This window comes from Leisingera sp. F5 (assembly GCF_001593695.1).
Genome location: NZ_LUKH01000002.1, coordinates 152755 through 174894, shown reverse-complemented (window position 1 = coordinate 174894; position 22140 = coordinate 152755). Strand labels below are relative to the sequence as shown.

Here is a 22140-nt window from a genome sequence, read left to right as displayed (position 1 = left end):
GTCGTCACTCTTACGGCTTGGTGCCAAGCCAAGCTGTGCGCATCCGGTTTTTCGATCAAGACTGACTTTACGTTTACGTAAGTTGTACGTCGCGTCACTTTCGGCGCGGTGAAGGGTTCGTAAAACGAACATAAAATGACGTAGCGTTACAATTGGGAGGCGGGGCGGGACGGGGCCGCACCGGATCAGAGACGGGTTCAGGACGAACCCAACAGCCCGGAAACAAGGAGAATCCGGGCACGCGCTTGCCCGCCTCAAAGGGCACGTGCGTTGACAACCTGATTGCACATTGAAAATGCAGCCTGGCTTGGCAGGGGGAAGTGGCAGGCACAATGTGGCGGCGCAACACTGCGGGCAGGCGCAGGCCCGGCTGATTGAAACGGGACTGGTCTTAGATTGGCCTCAGAAAGGCGTAGAAGGAGATTACTTCAAAAGTGCCCGGGTGCTTTCGCGCAGCTCGCTCAGCTCTTCAATGGCCTCATTGATCTGCTCGCGCTGCTTTTCCAGCTCGATCAGCTGGCGGTCGGCCATTTCCATGAACGCATGGTTTTGGGCGTCATTGCTCTCTTTTTCATAGATCATGAGCCACTGGCGGATCTCTTCCAGCTGAAAGCCGAACTTGCGCCCGCGCAGGATCAGCTTCATCCGCGCCCGCTCCCGCGCGCCATAGAAACGCGACCGGCCTTCGCGGTCCGGCTGCAGCAATTCGATGTATTCATAGTAGCGCAGCGTCCGCGGCGTTACCTCGAACTCGGCGCACATTTCCTTGAATGACAATCTGTTGTCGGTCATCCGTCATCTCCCTTGCCGGGAACCTATGCACTTGCAGCGAACAGTGCAACCTCCGCGGCGGCACTCTTGCGCTTTCGCCGGGGCGGGGCCAAAGATGAGGGAGACAAACCAAAGGGGCAGCCTTATGGCCGACAAGACCCAGCTCGCACGCCAGTTCATCGAAGCCATCCCCCATGCCAAGCAGTTGGGCATGAAGCTGACGGAGATCGGCGACGGCACCGCAGAGATCCGCATGGCCTATGACGAGAAGCTGATCGGCGATCCGGCCACCGGTGTCATCCATGGCGGCGCGGTATCGGCGCTGATGGACACTTGCTGCGGCGCAGCAGTGATGAGCCACCCTTCGGCGCCGGGCGGCACCGCCACCATCGACCTGCGCATCGACTACATGCGCCCCGCGACACCGGGGCAGGCGATCACCACCCGCGCCACCTGCCACCAGATCACCCGCAGCGTCGCCTTTGTCCGCGCGGTTGCGATGGACGAAGACACCGACCGTCCCGTCGCCACCGCCGCAGGCGCCTTTACCGTGGAGAAGAAGTTTTGAGCCGCCCCCGTCCCGAACCGATCCAGGTGGTCAAGCAGCGCCGCGATGCGGCCCTCTCGGCATTGGTGGATTCGGTGCCCTACATCCGTTTCCTGAACGTCACATTCGAGCGCCGCGGCGATGAGCTGACCGCGCAGCTGAATTTCGATGACAAGCTGATCGGCAACCCGTTCCTGCCTGCGATCCACGGCGGGGTGACGGCGGCCTTCCTTGAGATCACCGCGATGATCACCCTCAACTGGTCGCATCTCTGGCAACGCATCGAATCCGGCGATCTGGACCCGGCGGAAATGGCCAAGGGCAATCTGCCGCGCCAGCCCAAAACCATCGACTTCACCGTCGATTACCTGCGCTCCGGCCTGCCGCGCGACGCCTATGCGCGGGCGCGGGTGAACCGCTCCGGCCGCCGCTATGCCTCGGTGCATGTGGAGGCCTGGCAGGATCACAAGGACAAACTGTTCGCGCAGGCCACCGGCCATTTCCTGATGCCGCAGGACCAGAACGGCGAAGGCTAGACAGCCATGACCAGCGCGGACACCGACATCACCCACAAGCGGGTGCTCAAGATCGCATTGCCGATTGTGCTGTCCAACGCAACGGTGCCCATTCTGGGCGCTGTGGATACCGGCGTGGTTGGCCAGATGGGGCAGGCCGCGCCCATAGGCGCCGTCGGCATCGGCGCGGTGATCCTGGCGACCATTTACTGGATCTTCGGCTTTCTGCGCATGGGCACCACCGGGCTGGCGGCGCAAGCGCGCGGAGCAGGGGATTGGGCTGAAACAGGCGCCCTGCTGACGCGCGGGCTGCTGCTGGCCTTTGCCGCCGGTGCGGTCTTCATCATCGCGCAAGGGGCCGTGTTCCGGGGCGCCTTTGCACTGGCACCGGCCAGTGCCGAGGTTGAAAGCCTGGCCCGCGATTACCTGGAAATCCGCATCTGGGGCGCGCCTGCCACCATCGCACTTTATGCGGTCACCGGCTGGCTGATCGCGGTGGAGCGCACCCGCGGCGTGTTCCTGCTGCAGGTCTGGATGAACGGGCTGAACATCATCCTCGATTTGTGGTTCGTGCTCGGCCTTGGCTGGGGCGTGGAGGGCGTCGCCATCGCCACGCTGATTGCCGAATGGACCGGTCTGGCGCTGGGGCTGTATCTCTGCCGTGATGCCTTTGCCGGCGACCAATGGCGCGACTGGGCGCGGGTGTTTGATCCCGCACGGCTCAAGCGGATGATGCAGGTCAACGGCGACATCATGGTACGCTCGGTGCTGCTCACCGGGTCCTTCACCACCTTCCTGTTCATCGGCTCCGGCATCGGCGACGTGAACCTCGCCGCCAATCAGATCCTGCTGCAATTTGTCGAGATCACAGCCTTTGCGCTGGACGGGTTCGCCTTCTCGGCCGAAGCGCTGGTGGGCGGAGCGGTTGGCGCCAAGGCGCGTGCGCGTGTGCGGCGGGCGTCGGTGATCACCTCGCAATGGGGTGTGGGCGGTGCGGTTCTGCTTGGCATCGCCTTTGCAGCCGGTGGCCCCTGGCTCATTGACCTGATGTCCACCTCTCCCGAGGTGCGCGAGGCCGGCCGTGTGTTCCTGATCTGGGCGGCTGTGCTGCCGGTCCTGAGCGTTGCCAGCTATATGTTCGACGGCATCTACATCGGCGCCACCTGGACCCGCGACATGCGATGGGCGATGCTGCAATCGGTGGCCATCTATGTGGCGGCCCTGCTGCTGCTGGTGCCGGCCTTTGGCAATCACGGCCTGTGGGCTGCACTGATCGTGCTGAACATTGCCCGCGGCATCACGCTAGGCCTGCGCTACCCGCGGCTGGAGGCGCAGGTGGGCGCTTGAGCTTGCAGGGCGGGCCGGAGGACCCGCCGCAAACGTTCACAGCAGCGCTTCTATCGCCTCGGTCGGTCGGCCGATCACCGCCTTGCCGTCCCTGATGGCAATCGGGCGCTCAATCAGGATCGGATGCGCGGCCATCGCCGCCAGCAGCTCATCCTCAGGGCTGTGCTTGGTAAGGCCCAGCTCCTTAAAGACCTTCTCGCCGGTCCGCATCATTTCCACCGTGGCGACACCAAGCGCAGCCTGCACCGCCTTCAGTTCCTCAACCGTGGGCGCGTTTTCCAGGTAAACGCGGGTCTGCACCTCTGCGCCGCGCTCCTCGATCAGCGCGAGGCCCGTGCGGGATTTCGAACACTTCGGGTAATGCCAATAGGTGATCAAAGCCAATCCTTCCGTTTGCTTCCAACCGCTTGCACGACGTTGTCAAAGCCATCGCGCGCCAGCAGGCCGTCCAGCCCGCGGGCGATATCACCGGCCAGCGACAGACCACCGTACACCATGGCGGTGTAGAACTGCACGGCAGAAGCCCCGGCGCAGATCTTGGCATAGGCGTGCTCAGCCGTGCTGATGCCGCCGACGCCGACCAGCGGCACCTTGCCGTCCAACAATTCCGACAGCTGCGCCAGAACCCGGGTGGATTTCTTAAACAATGGCGCACCGGACAGCCCGCCGGCCTCGCCCTTATGGGCGCTTTGCAGCCCGTCGCGCGACAGCGTGGTGTTGGTGGCAATCACCGCGTCAATGCCGGTTTCCAGCGCCACGGCGGCAATGTCCTCAATACCGGCGCGGTCCAGATCCGGTGCGATCTTCAGCAACACCGGCACCCGGCGGGCAAGGCCGTTGCGGGTTTCGATCACACCAGCCAGCAGCGCCGACAGCGCAGCCTTGCCTTGCAGATCGCGCAGCTTCTCGGTGTTGGGGGAGGAGACGTTGACGGTGGCAAAATCCAGATGCGCGCCGCAGTGGGCCAGTACCTTTGCGAAATCCGCGGCGCGATCCTCGCTGTCCTTGTTGGCGCCGAGGTTCAAACCGATGACCGCATCCTGGGGCCGCTGCGCCAGACGCGCGCCGATTGCCTCCATGCCCTCGTTGTTGAAGCCGAAGCGGTTGATCGCGGCCTTGTCCTCGGTCAGGCGGAACAGGCGCGGCTTGGGGTTGCCGGGCTGCGGGCGCGGGGTGGCGGCGCCGGCCTCGATGAAACCGAAGCCGGATTTCGCAAGCGGCGCCAGCGCTTGGGCGTTCTTGTCATAGCCTGCGGCGAGGCCAACCGGGTTCGGCAGATCAATGCCTGCCAGCGAGGTCTTCAGCCGGGCGGATGTCACCGGGCCGGGGGCAGGTGCCAACCCCATTGTCAGCGCCTTGACCGACAGCCCATGCGCCGCCTCCGGGTCGATCCGGTGCATCGCGGCAAGGGCAAGCTTTTCAGTCAGCTTCATGCCATCTCCTCCGGGAACTGATGCATGGCCTCCACCAGCGGCAGCGGTTTGGCCCAGACCACATCGCTCATCCGGATACTGCGGTAGAGATGCGGAAACTCGGCGCCGCCGCGGGAAACCTCCCACTTAAGGTCATCGCCCATTGCACCGGCATCGCAGGCCAGCAGGGTCAGCCCCTCGGCCCCTGCAAAATGCTTGGCCGCTGTTTCCGCAGCCTGGGTTGCGGTGGAGAAATGGACGTATCCGTCCGCCACATCAATCGGTGCGCCCTGGGTCTCGCCCGCGGCTTGCAGTGCGGCCCATTCGTCCGCCCGGAAAATCTTGTAAATCAGCATGAGCGCCTGATGCCCTGTGTTTGCAGGTGAATCAAGGGGGCTTGGCCGCAGTGGCCGGGCAGGGCTGACGCAAAGGGAGGCCGCGGCGCGGCTTTTCCCCTTTGACCGGCGCGGGCTTTGGGCGCAGGCTCCCCTCAAAACAGAACAACGGGAGCGCTCTTCATGATTGCACGCATTCTCACATCGGTTGCAGCCCTGGCCCTGACTGCCGGCGCCGCGGCGGCGGAGTACAAGCTGACCATCCTGCACACCAACGACTTCCATTCGCGGTTTGAGCCGATCAACAAATACGACAGCACCTGCGACGCTGAGGATCAGGCCGAGGGCAAGTGTTTCGGCGGCACCGCGCGGCTGGTGACGGCCATTGCCGAGGCGCGCGGGCGGGCGGAACACGCGATCCTGGTGGACGGCGGCGACCAGTTTCAGGGCTCGCTGTTTTATACCTATTACAAGGGCAAGGCCGCGGCAGAGTTCATGACCAAGCTGGGCTATGACGGCATGACCGTCGGCAATCATGAGTTTGACGACGGGCCGGAAGTGCTGCGCGGGTTCATGGACGCGGTGGGCTTTCCGGTGCTGATGTCCAATGCCGATGTCTCCGCCGAGCCTGCGCTGGCAGATGTGTTGAAGAAATCCACGGTGATCGAGCGCGGCGGCGAGAAGATCGGCCTCATTGGTCTCACACCGGAGGACACGCACGAATTGGCGAGCCCCGGCAAACACGTGCATTTCTCCGACCCTGTGGCGGCGGTGCAGGCTGAGGTGGACCGGTTGACTGCGGAAGGGGTGAACAAGATCGTTGTGCTGAGCCATTCCGGCTATGGGGTGGACCAGCGGGTGGCGGCAGAGACCACCGGCGTGGACGTGATCGTCGGCGGCCACAGCAACACTTACCTGTCCAATGTGTCGGACAAGGCCGCTGGCCCGTACCCGACCGTGGTCAACGGGGTGCAGATCGTGCAGGCCTATGCCTATGGCAAGTTTCTGGGGGAGCTGAATGTGACCTTCGACGATGCGGGCGCTGTCATCAGCGCCGAAGGCGAGCCGCTGATCATGGATGCTGCCATCAGCGAAGATGCTGCCACGCTGGACCGGATTGCCGAACTGGCCCAGCCGCTGGATGAGATCCGCAACAAGGTGGTGGCGGAAGCGGCTGAACCCATCGAAGGCAGCCGCGACGTCTGCCGGGTTCAGGAATGCCAGATGGGCAATCTGGTGGCCGATGCGATGCTGGACCGCGTGAAGGATCAGGGCATAACCATCGCCATTGCCAACTCCGGCGGCATCCGGGCCAGCCTGGATGCGGGCGAGGTCACCATGGGTGAGGTGCTGACCATCCTGCCGTTCCAGAACACGCTGTCGACCTTTGAGATTGACGGCAAAACTCTGGTCGCGGCGCTGGAGAACGGTGTCAGCCAGGTGGAGGACGTCAAGGGCCGTTTCCCGCAGGTGGCGGGGCTGAAATTCAGCTGGGACGGTTCCGCCGCGCCGAATGAGGGCCGCGTCACCGAGGTGATGGTCGCGGATGGCGAGGGCTTTGTGCCGATTGATCCGCAGAAGACCTATCTGGTGGTCACCAATGACTACGTCCGCAACGGCGGCGACGGCTATGCGATGTTCGAGGGCGACGACAAGAACGCCTATGACTATGGCCCGGATGTGGCCGATGTGCTGGCGGAATATCTCGCCGCACAAGGGGCTTATGCGCCATATACCGACGGGCGGATTACCCGTGGAAAATAGGTCAGCAGTTCTCACCCAATGTTTCGCGCGCGAAACATTGGGGCAGGATTTCTTACGTATTTTGTTTATTGAATATTAACTTTCCCAACCGCATGCGGGATGGATGTCGGGGGTGCCCGGCCTTGACGCAGGGAACTGGATCCATTATTTAACCAAAATGTTAATCAGAGGACCAGAGAGGCAACCCCATGAAACTGCATGTTTTCCCTCCGTCACCAAATTCCCGCAAGGTCTTGGCCGTAAACAACTTTTTAGGTTTGGATCTGCCGGTCAATATCGTGGACCTGCAGGCTGGCGACCAATTTCATGAGGCGTTTGCGGAACTCAACCCCAATGCCAAGGTGCCGGTGCTGGAGGAGGACGACGGATCCTCGCTGTGGGAATCCAACGCGATCGTCAACCGGCTGTGCACCGATCAGGACACGCCGCTGTGGCCGCGCTCGAACCAGCGCTATGACATAATGCGCTGGCAGTTCTGGGAGGGCTGCCACTGGACGCCTGCCTGCAGCAAGTTCATCTCGCGCCACTTTTTCGGGCGGGAGGATATCGACATGGCGGCGGCGGCGGAGGACTTCCACAAGTATGCCAAGGTGCTGGACGGTCATCTGGACGGGCGCGACTGGCTGTCGGGGGAGGCGATGACCACGGCGGATGTCTCGGTGGCGGCGATCCTGTGTTACCGCGAGCCCTGCCAGTATCCGGTTGAGGGCTACGGCAATATCCTGCGCTGGATCGCCCGGATCGAAGCACTGGAGGCCTGGAAAACAGCAAACCCGGCGCCGCAGGCGGCGGAATAAGGCAGCCCCGCCCCATGCGGGAGGGGGCGAGCGCTTGCCCCCGTGGAGTGGGCAAGCGCTGCCTGGCCTGCCGGCCAGGCGGGCGCAAGCTGCAAAGGGTTTTACTTGCCGTGCGGACGTGGCAAAATATCTGCCATGGACCACCCGCTGATCGACCTCATCAACGCCCGGATCGAAGCCGCCGAGAAGGACGGCGCCTTTGACAATCTGGCAGGCGCCGGCAGGCCGCTGCCGGGGTGCGACGACCCGGAAAACGCGCTGCTGAACCGGCTGGTGCGCGAAAGCGGCGGGGTGCCGGAATTCGTGAGCCTGTCGCGCGAGCTGCAGCGCCTGCGCGAAGAACTGCGCGAGGCCGGCGACCGCAGCCGCCGGCAGGAGATCCTGAAAGAGATGTCGATGATGGACGCGCGGATCGAAATTGCGCGCAAGTCATACACTAAGTAACCCCTGTTACCCTTTGATTTCCGGCCAGATTTCCGGATCCAACCCGTCGATGAACGGCGCCAGAACGTCGGCGTATTTCTCCCACTTGCCGATCGAACGGGTGTGCGCCGTCTGCCTGACTTGGGTGTTCGACAGCGTCAGAACCTGGCCCTCGTGCCGTTCCGGGCGGGCCATGTCCTCGACCCAGTCCAGCCCGCAGAACGCGGCCAGCTTGCGGCTTTCGCCCTCGATATCGGCAACGAAGCTTTCGTAGCGCAGGTCATAGATCCGGCCCGGCATCACCCGCCGCCAGTGCTGCATCAGCCGGCCATAGAGGTTGAACCGGTGCGCCATCGCCTTCAAATCATAGGCATAGGTGAGCGAGCTGCCGGAGAAATAGCCGCGCCAGATCGATAGCGCGACATCGCGCGGGTCGCGGCAAAGATGAACAAACCGTGCATCCGGGTAGGCGGTCAGCAGATGGCCCAGCAGGCGGTAATTGTCGGGCATCTTGTCGACATAGGCGGCGGTGCCCTCGGGCATGTCCGGCAGGCGGCTGATGTCCTCGGCTACGAATGTGCGGGCGGCATCCGGCGTGAACTCCTGCTCCTTGTCCAGATAGGGATGCAGCAGGAAGGCCGGCACGCCGCGTTCGCCCAGCGGGAACACTTTTGGGTGCAGGCCGATCACGGTTTCGGTGAGGGTGGTGCCGGAGCGCGGCATCCCCACCACATAGATCGGGCGCGGGCTGTCAGCTTCAGTCTCCGCCGGGGTGATCGCCTCCGGGAAGGCGGCCATGAGGCGGCTGAACTGGCGTTCGCTGTCCTCGTAATCATAGGGGTTCTGCGCCGCCATACAGGCGTTGGCCTCGTCGTTGTGGGCCGCAAAGGCGCCCTTGTCGCCGCCTTGATCGGATATCCGCGCCAGGGCAAAGCTGACGTTGGCACGGTCCTGCGAGCGCGGCGGGGCCGCTTTCAACGCCTTTTGCGCCAGCGGCAGCAGCTCTGCGTTCTGTTCACGGCTGTTGAGCCGGGCCAGCATTTCCAGCACCTGGCTGTCTTTGGGGTCCAGATCCAAAATCGCCAGGCAGTGCGCGCGGGCGGCATCGGATTCTCCGTTGGAGATCAGCTGGCTGGCCAGCCGCCGCCGTGCCTCCAGGTTTTCGGGCGCCAGGGCAACCGCTTTCTGCGCGGCTTCTGTGGCCTCGTCTTGCCGCATCAGCCGGGCCAGCGGCAGGCTGATATTGGTCAGCGCATCCACGTCATTGGGGTTCAGGCGCAGGGTGGCCTGATAGTCTTCCAGCGCGGCCTTTTCGTCGCCCAGGTTTTTCCAGGCGGTGGCGCGCAGCCGCAGCATCCGCGGCTGACGCGGATCGCGGGCCAGCGCCGCTGTTGCGGCCTCAATCGCGGCCTCGGGCGCGTTCATCACCAGATGCGCCTGCGCCTGCAGATAGAGTGCTGCCTGATCGCCGGGCTGGTCCTTCAGCACCCGGTCCAGCAGTTTCATCGCGGTCTCGCCCTGCTGCAGGAACAAAAGCGTCTGCGCCAGATTCTTGCGGGCCTCATGAAAGCCGGGCGCCAGGGCCAGCGCTTTCTTGAAATGAGGCACCGCATCACGGTGTTTGCCAAGTCCGGACAGAGAGATGCCCGCGATGTTGGGAAAATCCGGATGGGTCTTGTGCCGTTTCATCCCGGCTTTGGACTGTTTCAGCGCTTGTTTGAACTTACCCTGATTGAGAAAGCCGAACGCTGCCTGAAGGTCGTTTTGAAGAGTCATGTGGCCTATCCGTCTCTTTGTGTCAGGGCGGCTGCTTCCGGGGTGCGCGCAGGCTCTTTGCGCGGGGGCAGTCCTGGGTTGGAAAATCAGCATGTGCGGACGATTTGCCATAACCCTGCCCAATGATGCAATGGCGCAGCTGTTTGCGGCGCGGCCCGCGAATGATTTGCCCAAGGTGCCGGATTACAACGTCTGCCCGACCAATGCGGTCCATGTGGTACAGGCAGGCGATAGCGGGAGGCAGTTGGTCTCTACGCGCTGGGGTTTTCTGCCGGATTGGTACAAAAGCGAAAGTGCGGGGCCGCTGCTGATCAATGCCCGGGCGGAAACCCTTGCGCAAAAGCCCGCATTTGCCGCGGCCTGCCGCGAGCGGCGCTGTCTGATCCAGGCGGCGGGGTTCTATGAATGGACCAAGGCGGGGGAGGGCGCCCGGCTGCCCTGGTACATTCACCGCAGTAACGCGGCCCCCCTTGGCCTTTGCGGCAATCTGGCAGAGCTGGGGAACGGACGACCCGATTAAGACCTGCGCCATTGTCGCCACAGCGGCAAATGAGACGCTGTTGTCCCTTCATCACCGGGTGCCATTGGTTCTGGAACCGCAGGACCGGGGCAGATGGCTGGGCGAGGACGTCCACGGCGCGGCTGATGCTACCGGGTGCGGCGGGCATGCTGGATTTCCACCGGGTGGATCCGGCAGTGAACTCCAACCGGGCCAGCGGGCCGGAGCTGATTGAGCCGTTTGAGGACGGGGATATCCCGCGCGGCCGGCTGATCTGAATTTACTCGGCGGCCTGGCAGGAGGGCAGATCGCGCTGCGGCGCGCGGCTCAGGTCATTGGCCGCCAGCGTTGCCTTTTGCAGCAGGGCGGTAAAGATGTCCCGTTCTGCCTTCGTCAGGCCGGTCAGGATGCCTGGCTGTGCGGCCCGCACAACCGGCAGGATCCGCTCCAGCAGCGCCTCGCCCTCGCGGGTCAGGCTGACCTCGCGGGCGCGGCGGTCAGCGCAGGAGACCCGGCGTTCCACCAGCCCCTTCTCCACGAGCCGGTCCACCACCTTGCCCAAGGTGGCCCGGTCATAGGCGATGAGCCCCGCGACCGAGGCCTGGTCAATGCCAGGGTGGCGGTGGATCGCGGCCATGGCGGAAAACTGCACCGGGGTAAGGTCCGCGCCTTCCTCAGCCATCCGTTCCATGAACTGAGCGACGGAAATCTGATGCAGCCGCCGGATCAGGTGGCCGGGCAGGGTGTGAATATCCAAAGGGTCGCTGTTCATGGCCTTTCGGGTCCTTGCCTGCCTGTTGGGGCCGGTTTGCTGGTGCAGGCCTTCTGCCCGCGGGTCTGTTCACCTTGACTGCCATACTGCCCTGTGCGCCGTGCGCGCAAGTTTTATTGCAGCAGCTGCGGCATTTGCGGCTTTTCCTTGCCGAAGGCGCGGGGTAGGCATGGGCCATGGCACTGAAATTCACCTCCCTGCAAGAGTTCTATGCCCACGGGTTCGACACTGTGATCGACGTGCGCAGCCCGGCGGAATATGCCGAAGACCATGTGCCCGGCGCGATCAGCCTGCCGGTTCTGGACAATGAGGAACGCGCCAAGGTCGGCACCATCTATGTGCAGGACAGCCCGTTCAAGGCGCGCAAGCTGGGGGCGGCACTGGTGTTCCGCAATGCCGCCAGCCACATCGAGCAGAACCTGAGCCACCACGAGGGCGGCTGGAAGCCGCTGGTCTATTGCTGGCGCGGCGGCCAGCGGTCGGGGTCCTTCACCTGGATGCTGCAGCAGATCGGCTGGCGCGCCGAGGTGGTGGAAGGCGGCTATCAGAGCTATCGCCGTCTGGTGAATGCAGCGTTGTATCAGAGGGCATTGCCGCACCGGATGGTGGCACTGGACGGCTATACCGGCTCTGCCAAGACCGAGGTGCTGAAGCGCGCGGGGCTTCTGGGCGTGCAGGTGCTGGACCTGGAAGGGCTGGCCAATCACCGCGGCTCGCTTCTGGGCGATATGCCGACGCCGCAGCCGTCGCAGAAGGGGTTTGAATCCGCAGTTGCGGGCGCCTTGATGCGGCTGGACCCCAGCCGCCCGGTGCTGGTGGAGGCGGAATCGAGCAAGGTTGGCCAGCGGATCATTCCGCCTTCGGTCTGGGAGGCAATGAAGCAGGCACCGCGGATAGAACTGCAGGTGCCGGCTGCGGCCCGCTGCCGCTATTTGGTGGCGGCCTATGACGACATCCTGTCAGACGCGGACAGGCTGCGTGAAAAGCTGGCCCCCTTGCGCGCGTATCGCTCAGGCGCAGTTGTGGATGGCTGGTTCGCCAGCATTGCCGCGGGCGACAAAGCCGGGCTGACCAAGGCGCTGATGGCCGAGCATTATGACCCCGCCTACCGCAAGTCCCGCACCGCCATCGGCGCGGAAGTGGCAGCCAGGGTGGAAGCTGATGCGCTGGACGAGGCGGGCCTGGATGCCGCAGCCGCGCGGGTTGCGGCGGTCATGTCCAGTCTCTGACAGGGGGCACTCCCGCCCGTCGCAGGCGCATCTGCGATGCCCCGCTCCCGTTGGGCGCAGCGCTGCGCTGGCGCGCAGCGGGCCTCCGGCGGGGGTATTGAGAACCAAAAAGAAGCAGAGCGCCTTGGGCTTCTTTCTGGTCGGAAGTACCTCGGGGTGAATTGGCCCGCAGGGCCAAGAGGGGCTGGCCCCTGTTCGACGGCTGCTGCTAGGCGCTGAGGGTGATGGCGCCGGGGCTTGATGTTACCTTGCCGGCACGCGCAGCCGGGTATCCGGCAGCGCACAGCTTCTCCAGCAAATCATCAGCCTGATCTGCGGCAACCGCTGCCAGCAGGCCCCCCGCGGTTTGAGGGTCGAACAGCAGGTCCTGCCAGCCCGAGGTTTTGAGCTCAGGCACGGCAGCCTGGTTGGCGGGAAACAACGAGGAACGGATGCCGTGGCCGGCGAGTTCCGCCGCGCCCGCCATCAGGGGGATCTTGCTGGTGTTCAGTTCTGCTCCTGTGCCGGATGCTTCGCTGATGCCCAGCAGGTGGCCGAGCAGGCCAAAGCCGGTCACATCGGTCATCGCATGCGCATCCTGCAGAATACGGGCAGCGGTGGCTTGCGGCTGGCTCATTTGCGTCAGCGCGGCGGCCACCCATTCCCCCTTGGCCTGGCCTGCCATTTCCGCGGCCATCAGCACGCCGGAGCCAATGGGTTTGGTCAGAATCAGCGCGTCGCCCGGTCTGGCGCCTGCGAGGGTAATTGCCGGGCGGGGGCAGAGGCCGGTGACGGTGAAGCCGATGGTCAGCTCATCGCCCAGAGAGGTATGGCCGCCGATGATGGCGGCGCCGGCCTGTTGCAGCACGTCCGAGGCGGCACCCATGATTTCCTGCAGGGTGCGGGCCTGCAGCGCGGGCGACATGCGCGGCAGGATCAGGTTGGCGGTGGCGGCCTGCGGCGCGGCGCCCATCGCCCAGATATCGCCAAGCGCATGCACGGCGGCGATGCGGGCCATCATTACCGGGTCATTGCAAAAACTGCGCAGATGGTCGGTGCTGATCACCTGGCTTGCGCCGCCGGTGGTCAGCAGTGCCGCGTCATCGCCGGGCAGCGGCGTGATGTCCTTGCGGTCCGTGTTGCCGAGGCCTGTGAGAGAAGACAGCAGGGCATCGCGCCCGACCTTGGCACCGCAGCCGCCGCACATGGGTTGGTCACCCAGCGCTTCCTCCATGCCCAATGTATGTTCGGCGGGCAGGTCCGGCGGGTCCATCGCAGGAAAGTCGCGGAACTTCTCCATAAAGGCCTGGTCGATGCGGTCCTTCCAGCTCCACATCAAGGGGCCTGCGAGGGTGGTGCCGAAGCGCTCGCCGAGCGCCTCCTTGGCGCCCATGGAGATCAGTTTCAGATAGTCTTTTTGCGGGCGGTATTTGCGCAGGGGATCGCCGGTCAGCAGGGCGCGCATGTTGTGGTAGAGCACCGGTGCCTGGCGCACAGCATAGACGCCGGCCTTGGGGCGCGGGGCGAAATCCATATGGGCGCAGTCGCCGGTGGCAAAGACCTGCGGATCAGAACTTTGCAGAGTTTCGCTGACGTTGATGAAACCGTCCTGCAGGTCAAGGCCGCTGTCCGCAAGCCAGCCATAGGGGCGGGCGCCGGCGGCACCGGTGGTGAAATCCGAGAGGATCTCCCGCCCGTCCTGCAGAAGGATATGGTCGGTCTCAATCCGTTCGATTTGGGTGTTCTCCTCCAGCCGCACGCCCTGTTCAACCAGAGCGCGGCGGAGTTTCTGGCGCGCCTTTTCGCCGGTCGCCCGCAATGCTTCGTCGCTGTCGATCAGGGTTGCCTGGGCCAGTCGGCCGCGGGATCTGAGGGCAAAGGCCATCGCCAGGATCAGCTCCACCCCCGCGACGCCGCCGCCGATCACCGCGACATGGGCGGGGGTGCCGCCATCGCGGAATGCATCCCACCGGGCGGCGAAGCGGCCCAGCGGTTTGGCCGGGATGCCGTGGCTTGCAAAACCCGGCAGGTCGGGCATGGCGGAGGTGATGCCGACATCAACAGAGGCGACGTCATAGGCGATGGGCGGGCGGCCCGGCACATGCACCAGCTGGGCCGCGGTGTCGATATGGTCCGCCGTGCCCAGCACCACGCGGGCGCCGGCAAATCGGGCCAGACGGACCAGATCGATGTCCAGCTCATCACGCCCGTAATGACCCGCGACGAAACCGGGCAGCATGCCCGAGTAGGGCGCGGTGGGGCCGGGGTTGATCACCGTCAGACGGGCGCCGGGCAGGGGCCGCATGCCCCATTTGCGCAGCACCAGCGCGTGGGTGTGGCCGCCGCCCACCAGCACCAGATCGCGGGTCAGCGGCAAGCGGGAGGTGTCCATCACGGGTCAGGCCTTCCTGAGTGGTGTGCGTTCAGTCTTCGGCGGGCGGGGTGTGGGGCGGGTGGCGGCGTTCCTCGTCCTCACGCGTGTCATGGGTGGCCCAATGATCGTCGCCGCCGGCCTCTGGCATGGTGTCGCGGGTTTCCTGCCGGTGAATATGCACCTTGGCAATGAAATTCGCGGTGATCGGCGCGGTGAGGAACAGGAACAGGGTGATCATCAGCTCATGCACCGAGAAATACTTCTCGAACGCCGCCGCGTGCAGCATTGAGGCCAGCAGCACGCCGCCGACGCCCAGGGTGGTGGCCTTGGTCGGCGCATGCAGGCGCGACATCGGGTCGTTGAGTTTCAGCAATCCGAAGGAGCCGACAAAACCGAAGATCCCGGCAATCACCAGAAAGGCGGCAACAAGGAATTCAAACAGAGTTTCCATCAGGCGCCCTCACTCGATGATATTGCCGCGCAGGATAAAGCGCGCATAGGCCACGGTAGAGACAAAGCCAAGCATGGCGATGATCATTGCAGCCTCAAAGAAGATCTCGCTTCCCAGCGCCATGCCGTACAGCACCATCAGGGCGATGGCGTTGATGAACATGGTATCCAGCGCCAGGATGCGGTCAGCGACATCGGGGGCGGTGACGACCTTCCACAGGTTCATCAGCATCGCTAAAGCAAAGCAGGCAAAGGCAAAGGTGGCAGCACTTTCGATCATTCGAAAATCTCCATCAGCCGGCGCTCGTAGCGCTGTTTGATCTCATCCCGCACCGCGTCCGGGTTCGGGGCATCGAGGCAATGGACCAGGAGGGCGTGGCCCTCGTCCGAGACATCCGCCGACAGGGTGCCCGGGGTCATGGTGATGGTGCCCGCGAGGGCGGTGATTGCCTCGGGTGTTTTCAGATCCAGCGGGATGGTGATCCAGTTGGGGCGGCGGTTGGCATTGGGTTTGAACAGCACGATGCGGGCGACAATGATGTTTGCCTGCACGATGTCCAGCACCACCACCAGAATGTATTCCGCGATCTTCAGCGGGCGGCGCAGCTTGGGCCGGTTGGGCCAATAGGGCTGGGTTACAAACGGGATCAGCACCCCCAGCATAAGGCCAAAGACCAGCGAGTTCAGCGACCAGCCATTGACCAGCAACAGCCAGGTGAGTGTCAGCAGAAGTGTAAGAAGGGGGTGCGGGAACAGCCGCCGTACCAGTTTCATTCTGCCGTCCTCCCCAGCACGGTGTTGATATAGGCTGTTGGCGTGTAAAGCTGCGCTGCGGTTGCTTCGGCATAGCGGGTGGCAGGGCCTGCGAATACGGTGAGCGCGATCAGTCCGCCCAGCAGGCCGAAACAGGCGACAAAGGGCAGCTGCGCCGGTCGGGCGGCCAGGGTGTCCACGGGTGGCTCTGCGCTGGTGTCTGTGTCTTCCGGCGGCAGGCCGTGGCCTTTCCAGAACAGCAGGGAACCGGCGCGGGCCATGCCGATGATGGTGATCAGCGAGCCGGACAGGATCACCGCCCAGATCCAGGGCGCCAGATCAACGCCCCGGGTGGCGTCCAGCACCAAAAGCTTACCCAGGAAACCCGACAGCGGCGGCATACCTGCCAGCGCGATGGCGGCGGCAAAGAACAGCGCCGAGATCAGCCCGGTCTGCGGCATCGGCAGCTGCGGCAGGATCCATTGGCCCTGACGCTCCATCACCAGATCGGCCACCAGGAACAGCAGGGCTGCGGCGAGGGTGGAATGGACCAGATAGTAGAGGGCTGCAGCGGCCGCGGTCTGGGTGAACAGCGAAATGGCGATCAGCAGCGTGCCCATCGAGGCGATGGCGCCAAAGGCTGCCAGCCGCCCCAGTTTTTTGGACCCAAGGACACCAATGGCGCCGGCGCCAAGGGTCATCAGGGCGGCGGGCAAGAGCCAGGCCTCAGTCAGGCCGGCGGTGGCTTCCACATCGGGGCCGAAGATCAGCGTGTAGATGCGCAGGATCGAATAGGCGCCGACCTTGGTCATGATGGCAAACAGCGCCGCCACTGGCATCGGCGCGTTGGCATAGGCCGAAGGCAGCCAGAAATGCAGTGGCAGCAGCGAGGCCTTGATGGCAAACACCAGCAAGAGCATCACGGCACCGACGCGCAGCAGCGCTGTGTCCTCAGCCGGGATCTGGGCGACCTTAACCGCGAGGTCGGCCATATTCAGGGTGCCGGTGACGGAATAGAGCGTGCCAAGCGCAAACAGGAACAGGGTGGAGCCCAGCAGGTTGAACACCACATACTGCACGCCCGCCTGAAACCGGCGGGTGCCGCCGGAGTGGATCATCAGCCCGTAAGAGGCGATCAGCAGCACCTCGAAGAACACAAACAGGTTGAATGCGTCGCCAGTGAGGAAAGCGCCCATGATGCCCATCAGCTGGAACTGGAACAGCGCGTGGAAGTTGGCGCCGCGGGTATCCCAGCCGGAGCCGATGGCATAGAGCAGCACCGGCAGCGCCAGCAGCGAGGTCAGCACGATCATCATCGCCGACAGGTGGTCCAGAACCAGCACAATGCCAAAGGGCGCAGGCCAGTCGCCCAGCTCATAGACCTTGACGGTGCCGTCCAGCGCCTGTGCGGCCAGTGTCAGCGACACGGCGGCCAGCAGCACCACGCTGGCCAGCGAAAAGATCCGCTGCAGGTCCAGATGGTGGCGCACTGCCATGATGATGAAGGGCGCCACAAGCGCGGGCAGCACCACCGGCGCGATCAGAAGGTGCTCCATCATGCGTCCTCCTCTGCGCCGTCTGCCTCAACCGGCATTGCAGTGCTGTCATCGCGCGAGGACAGATAGGCCCCCAGGGCGATCATCACCACCACGGCGGTCATGCCGAAGGAGATCACGATGGCGGTCAGCACCAGCGCCTGCGGCAGCGGGTCGGTATAGGCGACCTCCTCATACTTGTTGAGGATCGGCGGCGCGGCGGTTGCCAGCCGACCGGTGGCGAACAGGAAGACGTTGACCGCATAGGTGATCAGCGACAGCCCCAGGATCACCGGGAAGCTGCGGCGGCGCAGGATCAGGTAGATGCCGGCCGCGGTCAGAATGCCGACGGCCGAGGCGACGAGAAGTTCCATATCTATCCCTCTGTCCCGGTCTTGGCCGCTTCATCGCGCGCCGGGTTGATATCCATTGCGTGCTCGGTGCTCATCCCCGGCTGCCAGGCAAAGCGCGACAGGCTTTCCAGCGCCAGCAGCACCGCGCCGACCACCGCCAGAAAGACGCCAAGGTCGAACAGGGCGGCGGTGGCCCATTCGAACTCCTCCAGCGGCGGCCAGTGCAGATAGCCGAAGTCGCTGGTCAGGAACGGCATCCCATTGAACCAGGCGCCCATGCCGGTGGCCGCGGCGATCAGCACGCCCGAGCCGATGATGGCGTGATAGGGGTAGCGCTGCCGCTCGGTCGCCCAGGCAAAGCCCGAGGCCATGTACTGCATGATGATCGCAATGGCCGCGATCAGCCCGGCGATAAAGCCGCCGCCGGGCAGGTTGTGGCCGCGAAAGAAGATATAGGCCGCCACCATCAGCGCCAGCGGCATCATCACCCGGGTCGCCACCACCATCATCAGCGGATGCGCGTCGCCGGCTTGCGGCAGGTCGGGCTTGCGGTTCAGAAGATGGGCGCGCACACGGCTGTTCAGCACTGCCTCGGTCAGGGCAAAGATCACCATGGCGGCGATGCCCAGCACGATGATCTCGCCGAATGTGTCATAGCCGCGGAAATCAACCAGGATCACGTTCACCACATTGGTGCCGCCGCCGCCCTTATAGGAGTTGGCGAGGTGGAAATCGGAAATGGTCGGAAAGGCAAAGTCGCGCATCAGCAGCGCATAGATCAGCCCGCCGGCACCCAGGCCCGCCACCACCGAAATGGCACCATCGCGGATGCGGGTGAGGGCGGGGGTTTCAACCGGGGTTTCCTTGGGCATGAAGTTCAGCGCCAAGAGCATCAGGATGATCGTCACCACTTCGACCGAGATCTGGGTCAGTGCCAGATCGGGCGCCGACAGATAGTTGAACGACATCGAGACAACCAGCCCCACAACGCCGATCAGCACCAGCGACAGCAGGCGGTTGCGGTGCTTGGCAACGATGAACAGCGTCGCCACCACAAGGGCAAACCAGCCGAGCACTGGCAAAAGGCCCGGTTCCTGCAGTTCGCGCGTCGCGGCGCCCATGGTGCCGCCTTGATAGGCGTAATAGGCGATGGCAACGGTAAAGGTGACCATGACTGCCGCATAGCGGGTCAGGTTGCCATTGTGCAGCCCTTCGGTCACGCCTTGGCCAAGGCGGGTGAAGGCGTTGATCAGGGCCTCGAAAATGACCTTGGCTTCGGGGCGGGGCAGGGCGTTCCAGATCCGCTCCAGCGGCCTGTGCAGTGCCAGCAGCACCGCGCCGCCCAGCACGGCAAACAGCGACATATACAGCGCCGGGGTCAGCCCGTGCCACAGTTTAAGCGAGTAATAGGGCAGCTTTTCGCCGCCGATCACGGCACCTGCGGCAGTGGCGACCATCGGTCCTGCGATCTTGGCCGAGGCAAAGCCGATCAGCACCACCAGAAGCACCAGGAAGGCAGGCCCCATCCACATGCCGGAGTTGGGATCATGCGGATGGCCGGGGTAGTCGTCGCGCTTGGGGCCAAAGAAGACATGGGCAATGAAGCGGAAGGAGTAAGCCGCAGAGAACAGCGCCGCCACGGAGGCCAGCGCAGGGATCACCAGATGCGAGCCGTTCCAGACGGTGTGGGCGGCTTCCTCCAGCATCATTTCCTTGGACAGGAAGCCATTCAACGGCGGGATGCCGGCCATCGACAGCGCGGCGACCGTGCCGATGGTGAAGGTGACCGGCATCAGGTGGCGCAAGCCGCCAAGGCGTTTGATGTCGCGGGTGCCGGCCTCATGATCGACGATGCCCGCGGTCATGAACAGCGCGGCCTTGAAGGTGGCGTGGTTGATGATGTGGAAGACGGCAGCGACCGCGGCGATCTTGGTGCCAAAGCCCAAGAGCATGGTGATCAGGCCCAGGTGACTGACGGTGGAGAACGCCAAAAGCGCCTTGAGGTCGTCCTTGAACAGCGCAATCACTGCGCCCAGCAGCATGGTCACAAGACCGGTGGTGGCAACGATATAGAACCACTCCGGCGTGCCGGCGAGGACCGGCCACATGCGGGCCATCAGGAACAGCCCTGCCTTTACCATAGTGGCCGAATGCAGATAGGCCGAGACAGGCGTGGGCGCGGCCATCGCATGCGGCAGCCAGAAATGGAACGGGAACTGCGCCGACTTGGTGAAGGCGCCCAGCAGGATCAGGATCAGAGCGGGCAGATACAGCGGCGAGGATTGAATCGCCTCCTTGTTCTGCAGGATCACGCTGAGGTCATAGGAGCCCGCGATATGGCCCAGGATCAGCATGCCGGCAATCATCGCCAGCCCGCCGGAGCCGGTCACCGTCAGCGCCATCCGCGCGCCCTGGCGGCCTTCGGGCAGGTGCTTCCAGTAGCCGATCAGCAGGAACGAGCTGAGCGAGGTCAGCTCCCAGAATACCAGCAAAAGCAGGATGTTGTCTGACAGAACGATGCCAACCATCGCGCCCTGAAACAGCAGAAGGTAGCTGTAGAACTGGCCCATCGGGTCTTCGCGCGACAGGTAGTACCGGGCGTAAAGGATGATCAAGAGGCCAATGCCCAGGATCATTGCCGCAAACAGGAACCCAAGCCCGTCGAGAAAGAAATTGGCATTCAGGCCCAGCGCAGGCAGCCAGTCCACGGAGGCATGAACTGTTTCACCCCGGAACACTGCCGGGATATGCAGCATAAGCCCGATGAAGGCGAGCAAAGTCGTCAGACCGGCGGCTGAGGCGGCCGCATTGCGTCCCGCGCGGATCAACAGCGCTGGGAAGACGGCTCCGAGAAAGGGCAGGGCCGCAATCAGGAATAGGGACACGTGCAGGTCTCCTGTCGGGTTGGCGCGTCGTTTTTGGACCAGTGCTAAGCAATTTTCTTGCCTAGAACCACCCCCGCCGGGCCGGTTGCGGTAATAATGACGCAGCCAGCGGCGGGAATCTTACGCTCGTTCGGGCCATAATTGGGCAGTGTCCGTCCAATAACAAGAACTTGACCGGCGGTATTGGCCTGTTTCTGGTGATTGCGGCGGCCCGGCCTGCTAAATCATGGGGCGAGGGCCCGGTTCCGGGCCGCCTGGACGAAAGGGGACGCGGCCGGATGGCGGTGCAGAATAACATAGGCAAGCATGGGGTGTCCCGCCGTCTGGCGCTGCTGGGCGGTGTTGCAGCGGCGGCCGGCGCCGGCATCTGGTGGCAGCGCAGGCAGCCCCCGGACCATGACCACCCGCGTCTGACCGTGGCCGAGGCCTTTGCCCAGGCGCAGGCCGGTGAGATTACCCTGATTGATATCCGTACGCCGCAGGAATGGCGCGCCTCCGGGGTGCCGGTCGGCAGTCATCAGATTGACATGCGGCGCGATGATTTTATCGCAGCCTTGCAAACCGCGGCGGGGCCGGACCCGGCGGTGCCTGTGGCGCTGATCTGCGCCCGCGGGGTGCGGTCGGCCCGGCTGACGCTGGCCCTGGCCCAAGCGGGCTTCAGCAACGTGATCGACGTGCCCGAGGGCATGCTGGGGTCCGGCGCAGGACCTGGCTGGATTGCCGCCAACTTGCCGGTGGCCCGATGGGAGTGATGATGAAACCATGGAAATCAACTGCCGCAGCAGCGCTGCTGTCTGCGGTGTGGAGCGGCGCGGCTGTTGCGGGCTGCGGGCCGGAGGCCGGCGCTTGCGAGGTTGCGGATGGGGCGTATCACATCGCGCTGCCCGCTGATGCGAACACGCCGCCGCCGGTGGTGATGTTCCTGCACGGTTACGGCGGCAGTGGCGCGCAGGTGCTGCGCAACAAGGCGCTGATCGGCGGTCTGACCGGACGCGGCTATGCGGTGATTGCCCCGGAGGGGCGCAGCCGTGACGGCAGCGGGCCGCAATCCTGGGGCTTTGGCCCCTTCGATGAGGGCCGCGACGAGGGTGCGTTTTTTGCGTCGGTGCTGACGGATGCCGCGGACCGGTTCGGCACATCCTCTGCGCAGACTGTTCTCGCGGGGTTCTCAGCGGGTGCCTTTATGGTGCATTATCTGGCGTGCAGCGACCCGGCGGCGTTTGCGGCTTATGCACCGGTCTCCGGTGCGTTCTGGCGGCCTCAGCCTGAGACCTGCGAAGGGCCGGTACGTTTGTTGCAAACCCACGGCTGGCGCGATGAAGTGGTGCCGCTGGAGGGGCGTATTCTTGGCGGCGGGCGCTGGGAGCAGGGCGATGTCTTTGCCGGTCTGGAGGTTTGGCGCGAGGCCAACGGCTGCGCGTCGCACGCGCCGGCAAAGGCCTGGAGCGAGAGCGGGTTGCTGCACCGCCGCTGGAATTGCGGCGCGGGTGCAGAGATCGAACTGGTGCTGTTTGACGGCGGCCATACTGTACCCAGGACTTGGGCGGGCCTGATGGCCGATTGGTTCGAGGATGAACCGGCCGTGCGCTGACGTTACGGGTGTGCCTGCAAAAGGCGGGGCGCT

22 protein-coding genes and 1 pseudogene are annotated in these 22140 nt (G+C 64.3%); 10 read left to right on the top strand and 13 right to left on the bottom strand.

Going from position 1 to position 22140, the window contains the following annotated elements; genetic code table 11:
• Nucleotides 1–423 precede the first annotated feature (423 nt).
• Entirely contained in the window at nt 424–792 is a 369-nt protein-coding gene (locus A2I95_RS02180) for a MerR family DNA-binding transcriptional regulator (protein WP_291727329.1), read from the bottom strand.
• 124 nt (nt 793–916) lie between these two features.
• On the opposite strand from A2I95_RS02180, the gene A2I95_RS02175 reads away from it, so the two are divergent.
• The 3 genes from A2I95_RS02175 to A2I95_RS02165 are packed head-to-tail and all read left to right on the top strand — an operon-like array spanning nt 917 to nt 3180.
• Nucleotides 917–1339: a PaaI family thioesterase gene (locus A2I95_RS02175; RefSeq protein WP_291727327.1), complete on the top strand. Its 423-nt coding sequence runs from the start codon at nt 917–919 to the stop codon at nt 1337–1339.
• Entirely contained in the window at nt 1336–1854 is a 519-nt protein-coding gene (locus A2I95_RS02170; RefSeq protein ID WP_024089720.1) for a PaaI family thioesterase, read from the top strand. Before A2I95_RS02175 ends, A2I95_RS02170 begins: the two co-directional genes overlap by 4 nt.
• Before the next feature lie 6 nt (nt 1855–1860).
• Nucleotides 1861–3180 (top strand): MATE family efflux transporter, encoded by a 1320-nt coding sequence (locus tag A2I95_RS02165; RefSeq protein WP_291727322.1) that lies wholly within the window; start codon nt 1861–1863, stop codon nt 3178–3180.
• A 36-nt stretch (nt 3181–3216) separates the two neighbouring features.
• On the opposite strand, the gene arsC is transcribed toward A2I95_RS02165, so the two are convergent.
• Genes arsC through A2I95_RS02150 form a run of 3 tightly spaced genes read right to left on the bottom strand, consistent with a single transcriptional unit; the run spans nt 3217 to nt 4948 of the window.
• Nucleotides 3217–3558 carry an arsenate reductase (glutaredoxin) gene (arsC, locus tag A2I95_RS02160; RefSeq protein ID WP_291727320.1) on the bottom strand — a complete coding sequence of 114 codons (342 nt, stop codon included), beginning with the start codon at nt 3556–3558 and terminating at the stop codon, nt 3217–3219.
• Nucleotides 3555–4613, bottom strand: a complete 1059-nt coding sequence (locus A2I95_RS02155) for a quinone-dependent dihydroorotate dehydrogenase (protein ID WP_291727318.1) — start codon at nt 4611–4613, stop codon at nt 3555–3557. The genes arsC and A2I95_RS02155 overlap by 4 nt, the downstream gene beginning before the upstream one ends.
• On the bottom strand, nt 4610–4948 hold the full coding sequence (locus A2I95_RS02150) for a DUF952 domain-containing protein (protein ID WP_291727316.1): 339 nt from the start codon (nt 4946–4948) through the stop codon (nt 4610–4612). The genes A2I95_RS02155 and A2I95_RS02150 overlap by 4 nt, the downstream gene beginning before the upstream one ends.
• Nucleotides 4949–5110: 162 nt before the next feature.
• Between A2I95_RS02150 and A2I95_RS02145 the strand changes: the two genes are divergently transcribed.
• From A2I95_RS02145 to A2I95_RS02135, 3 genes are all read left to right on the top strand, one after another.
• Nucleotides 5111–6691 (top strand): bifunctional UDP-sugar hydrolase/5'-nucleotidase, encoded by a 1581-nt coding sequence (locus A2I95_RS02145; RefSeq protein ID WP_291727314.1) that lies wholly within the window; start codon nt 5111–5113, stop codon nt 6689–6691.
• 188 nt (nt 6692–6879) lie between these two features.
• Complete coding sequence (locus A2I95_RS02140; RefSeq protein ID WP_291727312.1) at nt 6880–7488, top strand: glutathione S-transferase family protein; 609 nt, start codon at nt 6880–6882, stop codon at nt 7486–7488.
• A gap of 135 nt (nt 7489–7623) precedes the next feature.
• Nucleotides 7624–7932, top strand: coding sequence for a DUF1992 domain-containing protein (locus tag A2I95_RS02135; protein ID WP_291727310.1), 309 nt, complete (start codon nt 7624–7626; stop codon nt 7930–7932).
• 6 nt (nt 7933–7938) lie between these two features.
• Here A2I95_RS02135 and A2I95_RS02130 read toward each other — a convergent pair whose 3' ends face one another.
• On the bottom strand, nt 7939–9687 hold the full coding sequence (locus A2I95_RS02130; RefSeq protein WP_291727308.1) for a tetratricopeptide repeat-containing sulfotransferase family protein: 1749 nt from the start codon (nt 9685–9687) through the stop codon (nt 7939–7941).
• 91 nt (nt 9688–9778) lie between these two features.
• Here A2I95_RS02130 and A2I95_RS02125 point away from each other — a divergent pair.
• Nucleotides 9779–10464: pseudogene (locus A2I95_RS02125) on the top strand (SOS response-associated peptidase).
• A gap of 2 nt (nt 10465–10466) precedes the next feature.
• On the opposite strand, the gene A2I95_RS02120 reads toward A2I95_RS02125, so the two are convergent.
• Entirely contained in the window at nt 10467–10958 is a 492-nt protein-coding gene (locus A2I95_RS02120) for a MarR family winged helix-turn-helix transcriptional regulator (RefSeq protein WP_291727306.1), read from the bottom strand.
• Nucleotides 10959–11134: 176 nt separating this feature from the next.
• Between A2I95_RS02120 and mnmH the strand changes: the two genes are divergently transcribed.
• The gene (gene mnmH, locus A2I95_RS02115; protein ID WP_291727304.1) at nt 11135–12187 is read left to right on the top strand and encodes a tRNA 2-selenouridine(34) synthase MnmH; all 1053 of its coding nucleotides are present in this window, start codon (nt 11135–11137) and stop codon (nt 12185–12187) included.
• A gap of 208 nt (nt 12188–12395) precedes the next feature.
• On the opposite strand, the gene selD is transcribed toward mnmH, so the two are convergent.
• The 7 genes from selD to A2I95_RS02080 are packed head-to-tail and all read right to left on the bottom strand — an operon-like array spanning nt 12396 to nt 20516.
• Nucleotides 12396–14558: a selenide, water dikinase SelD gene (gene selD / locus A2I95_RS02110; RefSeq protein ID WP_291727478.1), complete on the bottom strand. Its 2163-nt coding sequence runs from the start codon at nt 14556–14558 to the stop codon at nt 12396–12398.
• A gap of 31 nt (nt 14559–14589) precedes the next feature.
• Nucleotides 14590–14991 carry a Na+/H+ antiporter subunit G gene (locus tag A2I95_RS02105; RefSeq protein WP_291727302.1) on the bottom strand — a complete coding sequence of 134 codons (402 nt, stop codon included), beginning with the start codon at nt 14989–14991 and terminating at the stop codon, nt 14590–14592.
• 9 nt (nt 14992–15000) lie between these two features.
• Entirely contained in the window at nt 15001–15270 is a 270-nt protein-coding gene (locus A2I95_RS02100) for a K+/H+ antiporter subunit F (RefSeq protein ID WP_027259298.1), read from the bottom strand.
• Nucleotides 15267–15764 (bottom strand): Na+/H+ antiporter subunit E, encoded by a 498-nt coding sequence (locus tag A2I95_RS02095; protein WP_291727300.1) that lies wholly within the window; start codon nt 15762–15764, stop codon nt 15267–15269. The genes A2I95_RS02100 and A2I95_RS02095 overlap by 4 nt, the downstream gene beginning before the upstream one ends.
• Nucleotides 15761–17299 carry a monovalent cation/H+ antiporter subunit D gene (locus A2I95_RS02090; RefSeq protein WP_291727476.1) on the bottom strand — a complete coding sequence of 513 codons (1539 nt, stop codon included), beginning with the start codon at nt 17297–17299 and terminating at the stop codon, nt 15761–15763. The genes A2I95_RS02095 and A2I95_RS02090 overlap by 4 nt, the downstream gene beginning before the upstream one ends.
• The gene (locus tag A2I95_RS02085; protein ID WP_291727298.1) at nt 17299–17652 is read right to left on the bottom strand and encodes a Na+/H+ antiporter subunit C; all 354 of its coding nucleotides are present in this window, start codon (nt 17650–17652) and stop codon (nt 17299–17301) included. The genes A2I95_RS02090 and A2I95_RS02085 overlap by 1 nt, the downstream gene beginning before the upstream one ends.
• Nucleotides 17653–17654: 2 nt before the next feature.
• Nucleotides 17655–20516 carry a monovalent cation/H+ antiporter subunit A gene (locus tag A2I95_RS02080; RefSeq protein ID WP_291727296.1) on the bottom strand — a complete coding sequence of 954 codons (2862 nt, stop codon included), beginning with the start codon at nt 20514–20516 and terminating at the stop codon, nt 17655–17657.
• 278 nt (nt 20517–20794) lie between these two features.
• Here A2I95_RS02080 and A2I95_RS02075 point away from each other — a divergent pair, with 278 nt between their 5' ends.
• Nucleotides 20795–21268, top strand: coding sequence for a rhodanese-like domain-containing protein (locus tag A2I95_RS02075; protein ID WP_291727294.1), 474 nt, complete (start codon nt 20795–20797; stop codon nt 21266–21268).
• On the top strand, nt 21268–22107 hold the full coding sequence (locus A2I95_RS02070) for a PHB depolymerase family esterase (protein WP_367150596.1): 840 nt from the start codon (nt 21268–21270) through the stop codon (nt 22105–22107). The genes A2I95_RS02075 and A2I95_RS02070 overlap by 1 nt, the downstream gene beginning before the upstream one ends.
• Nucleotides 22108–22140 lie beyond the last annotated feature (33 nt).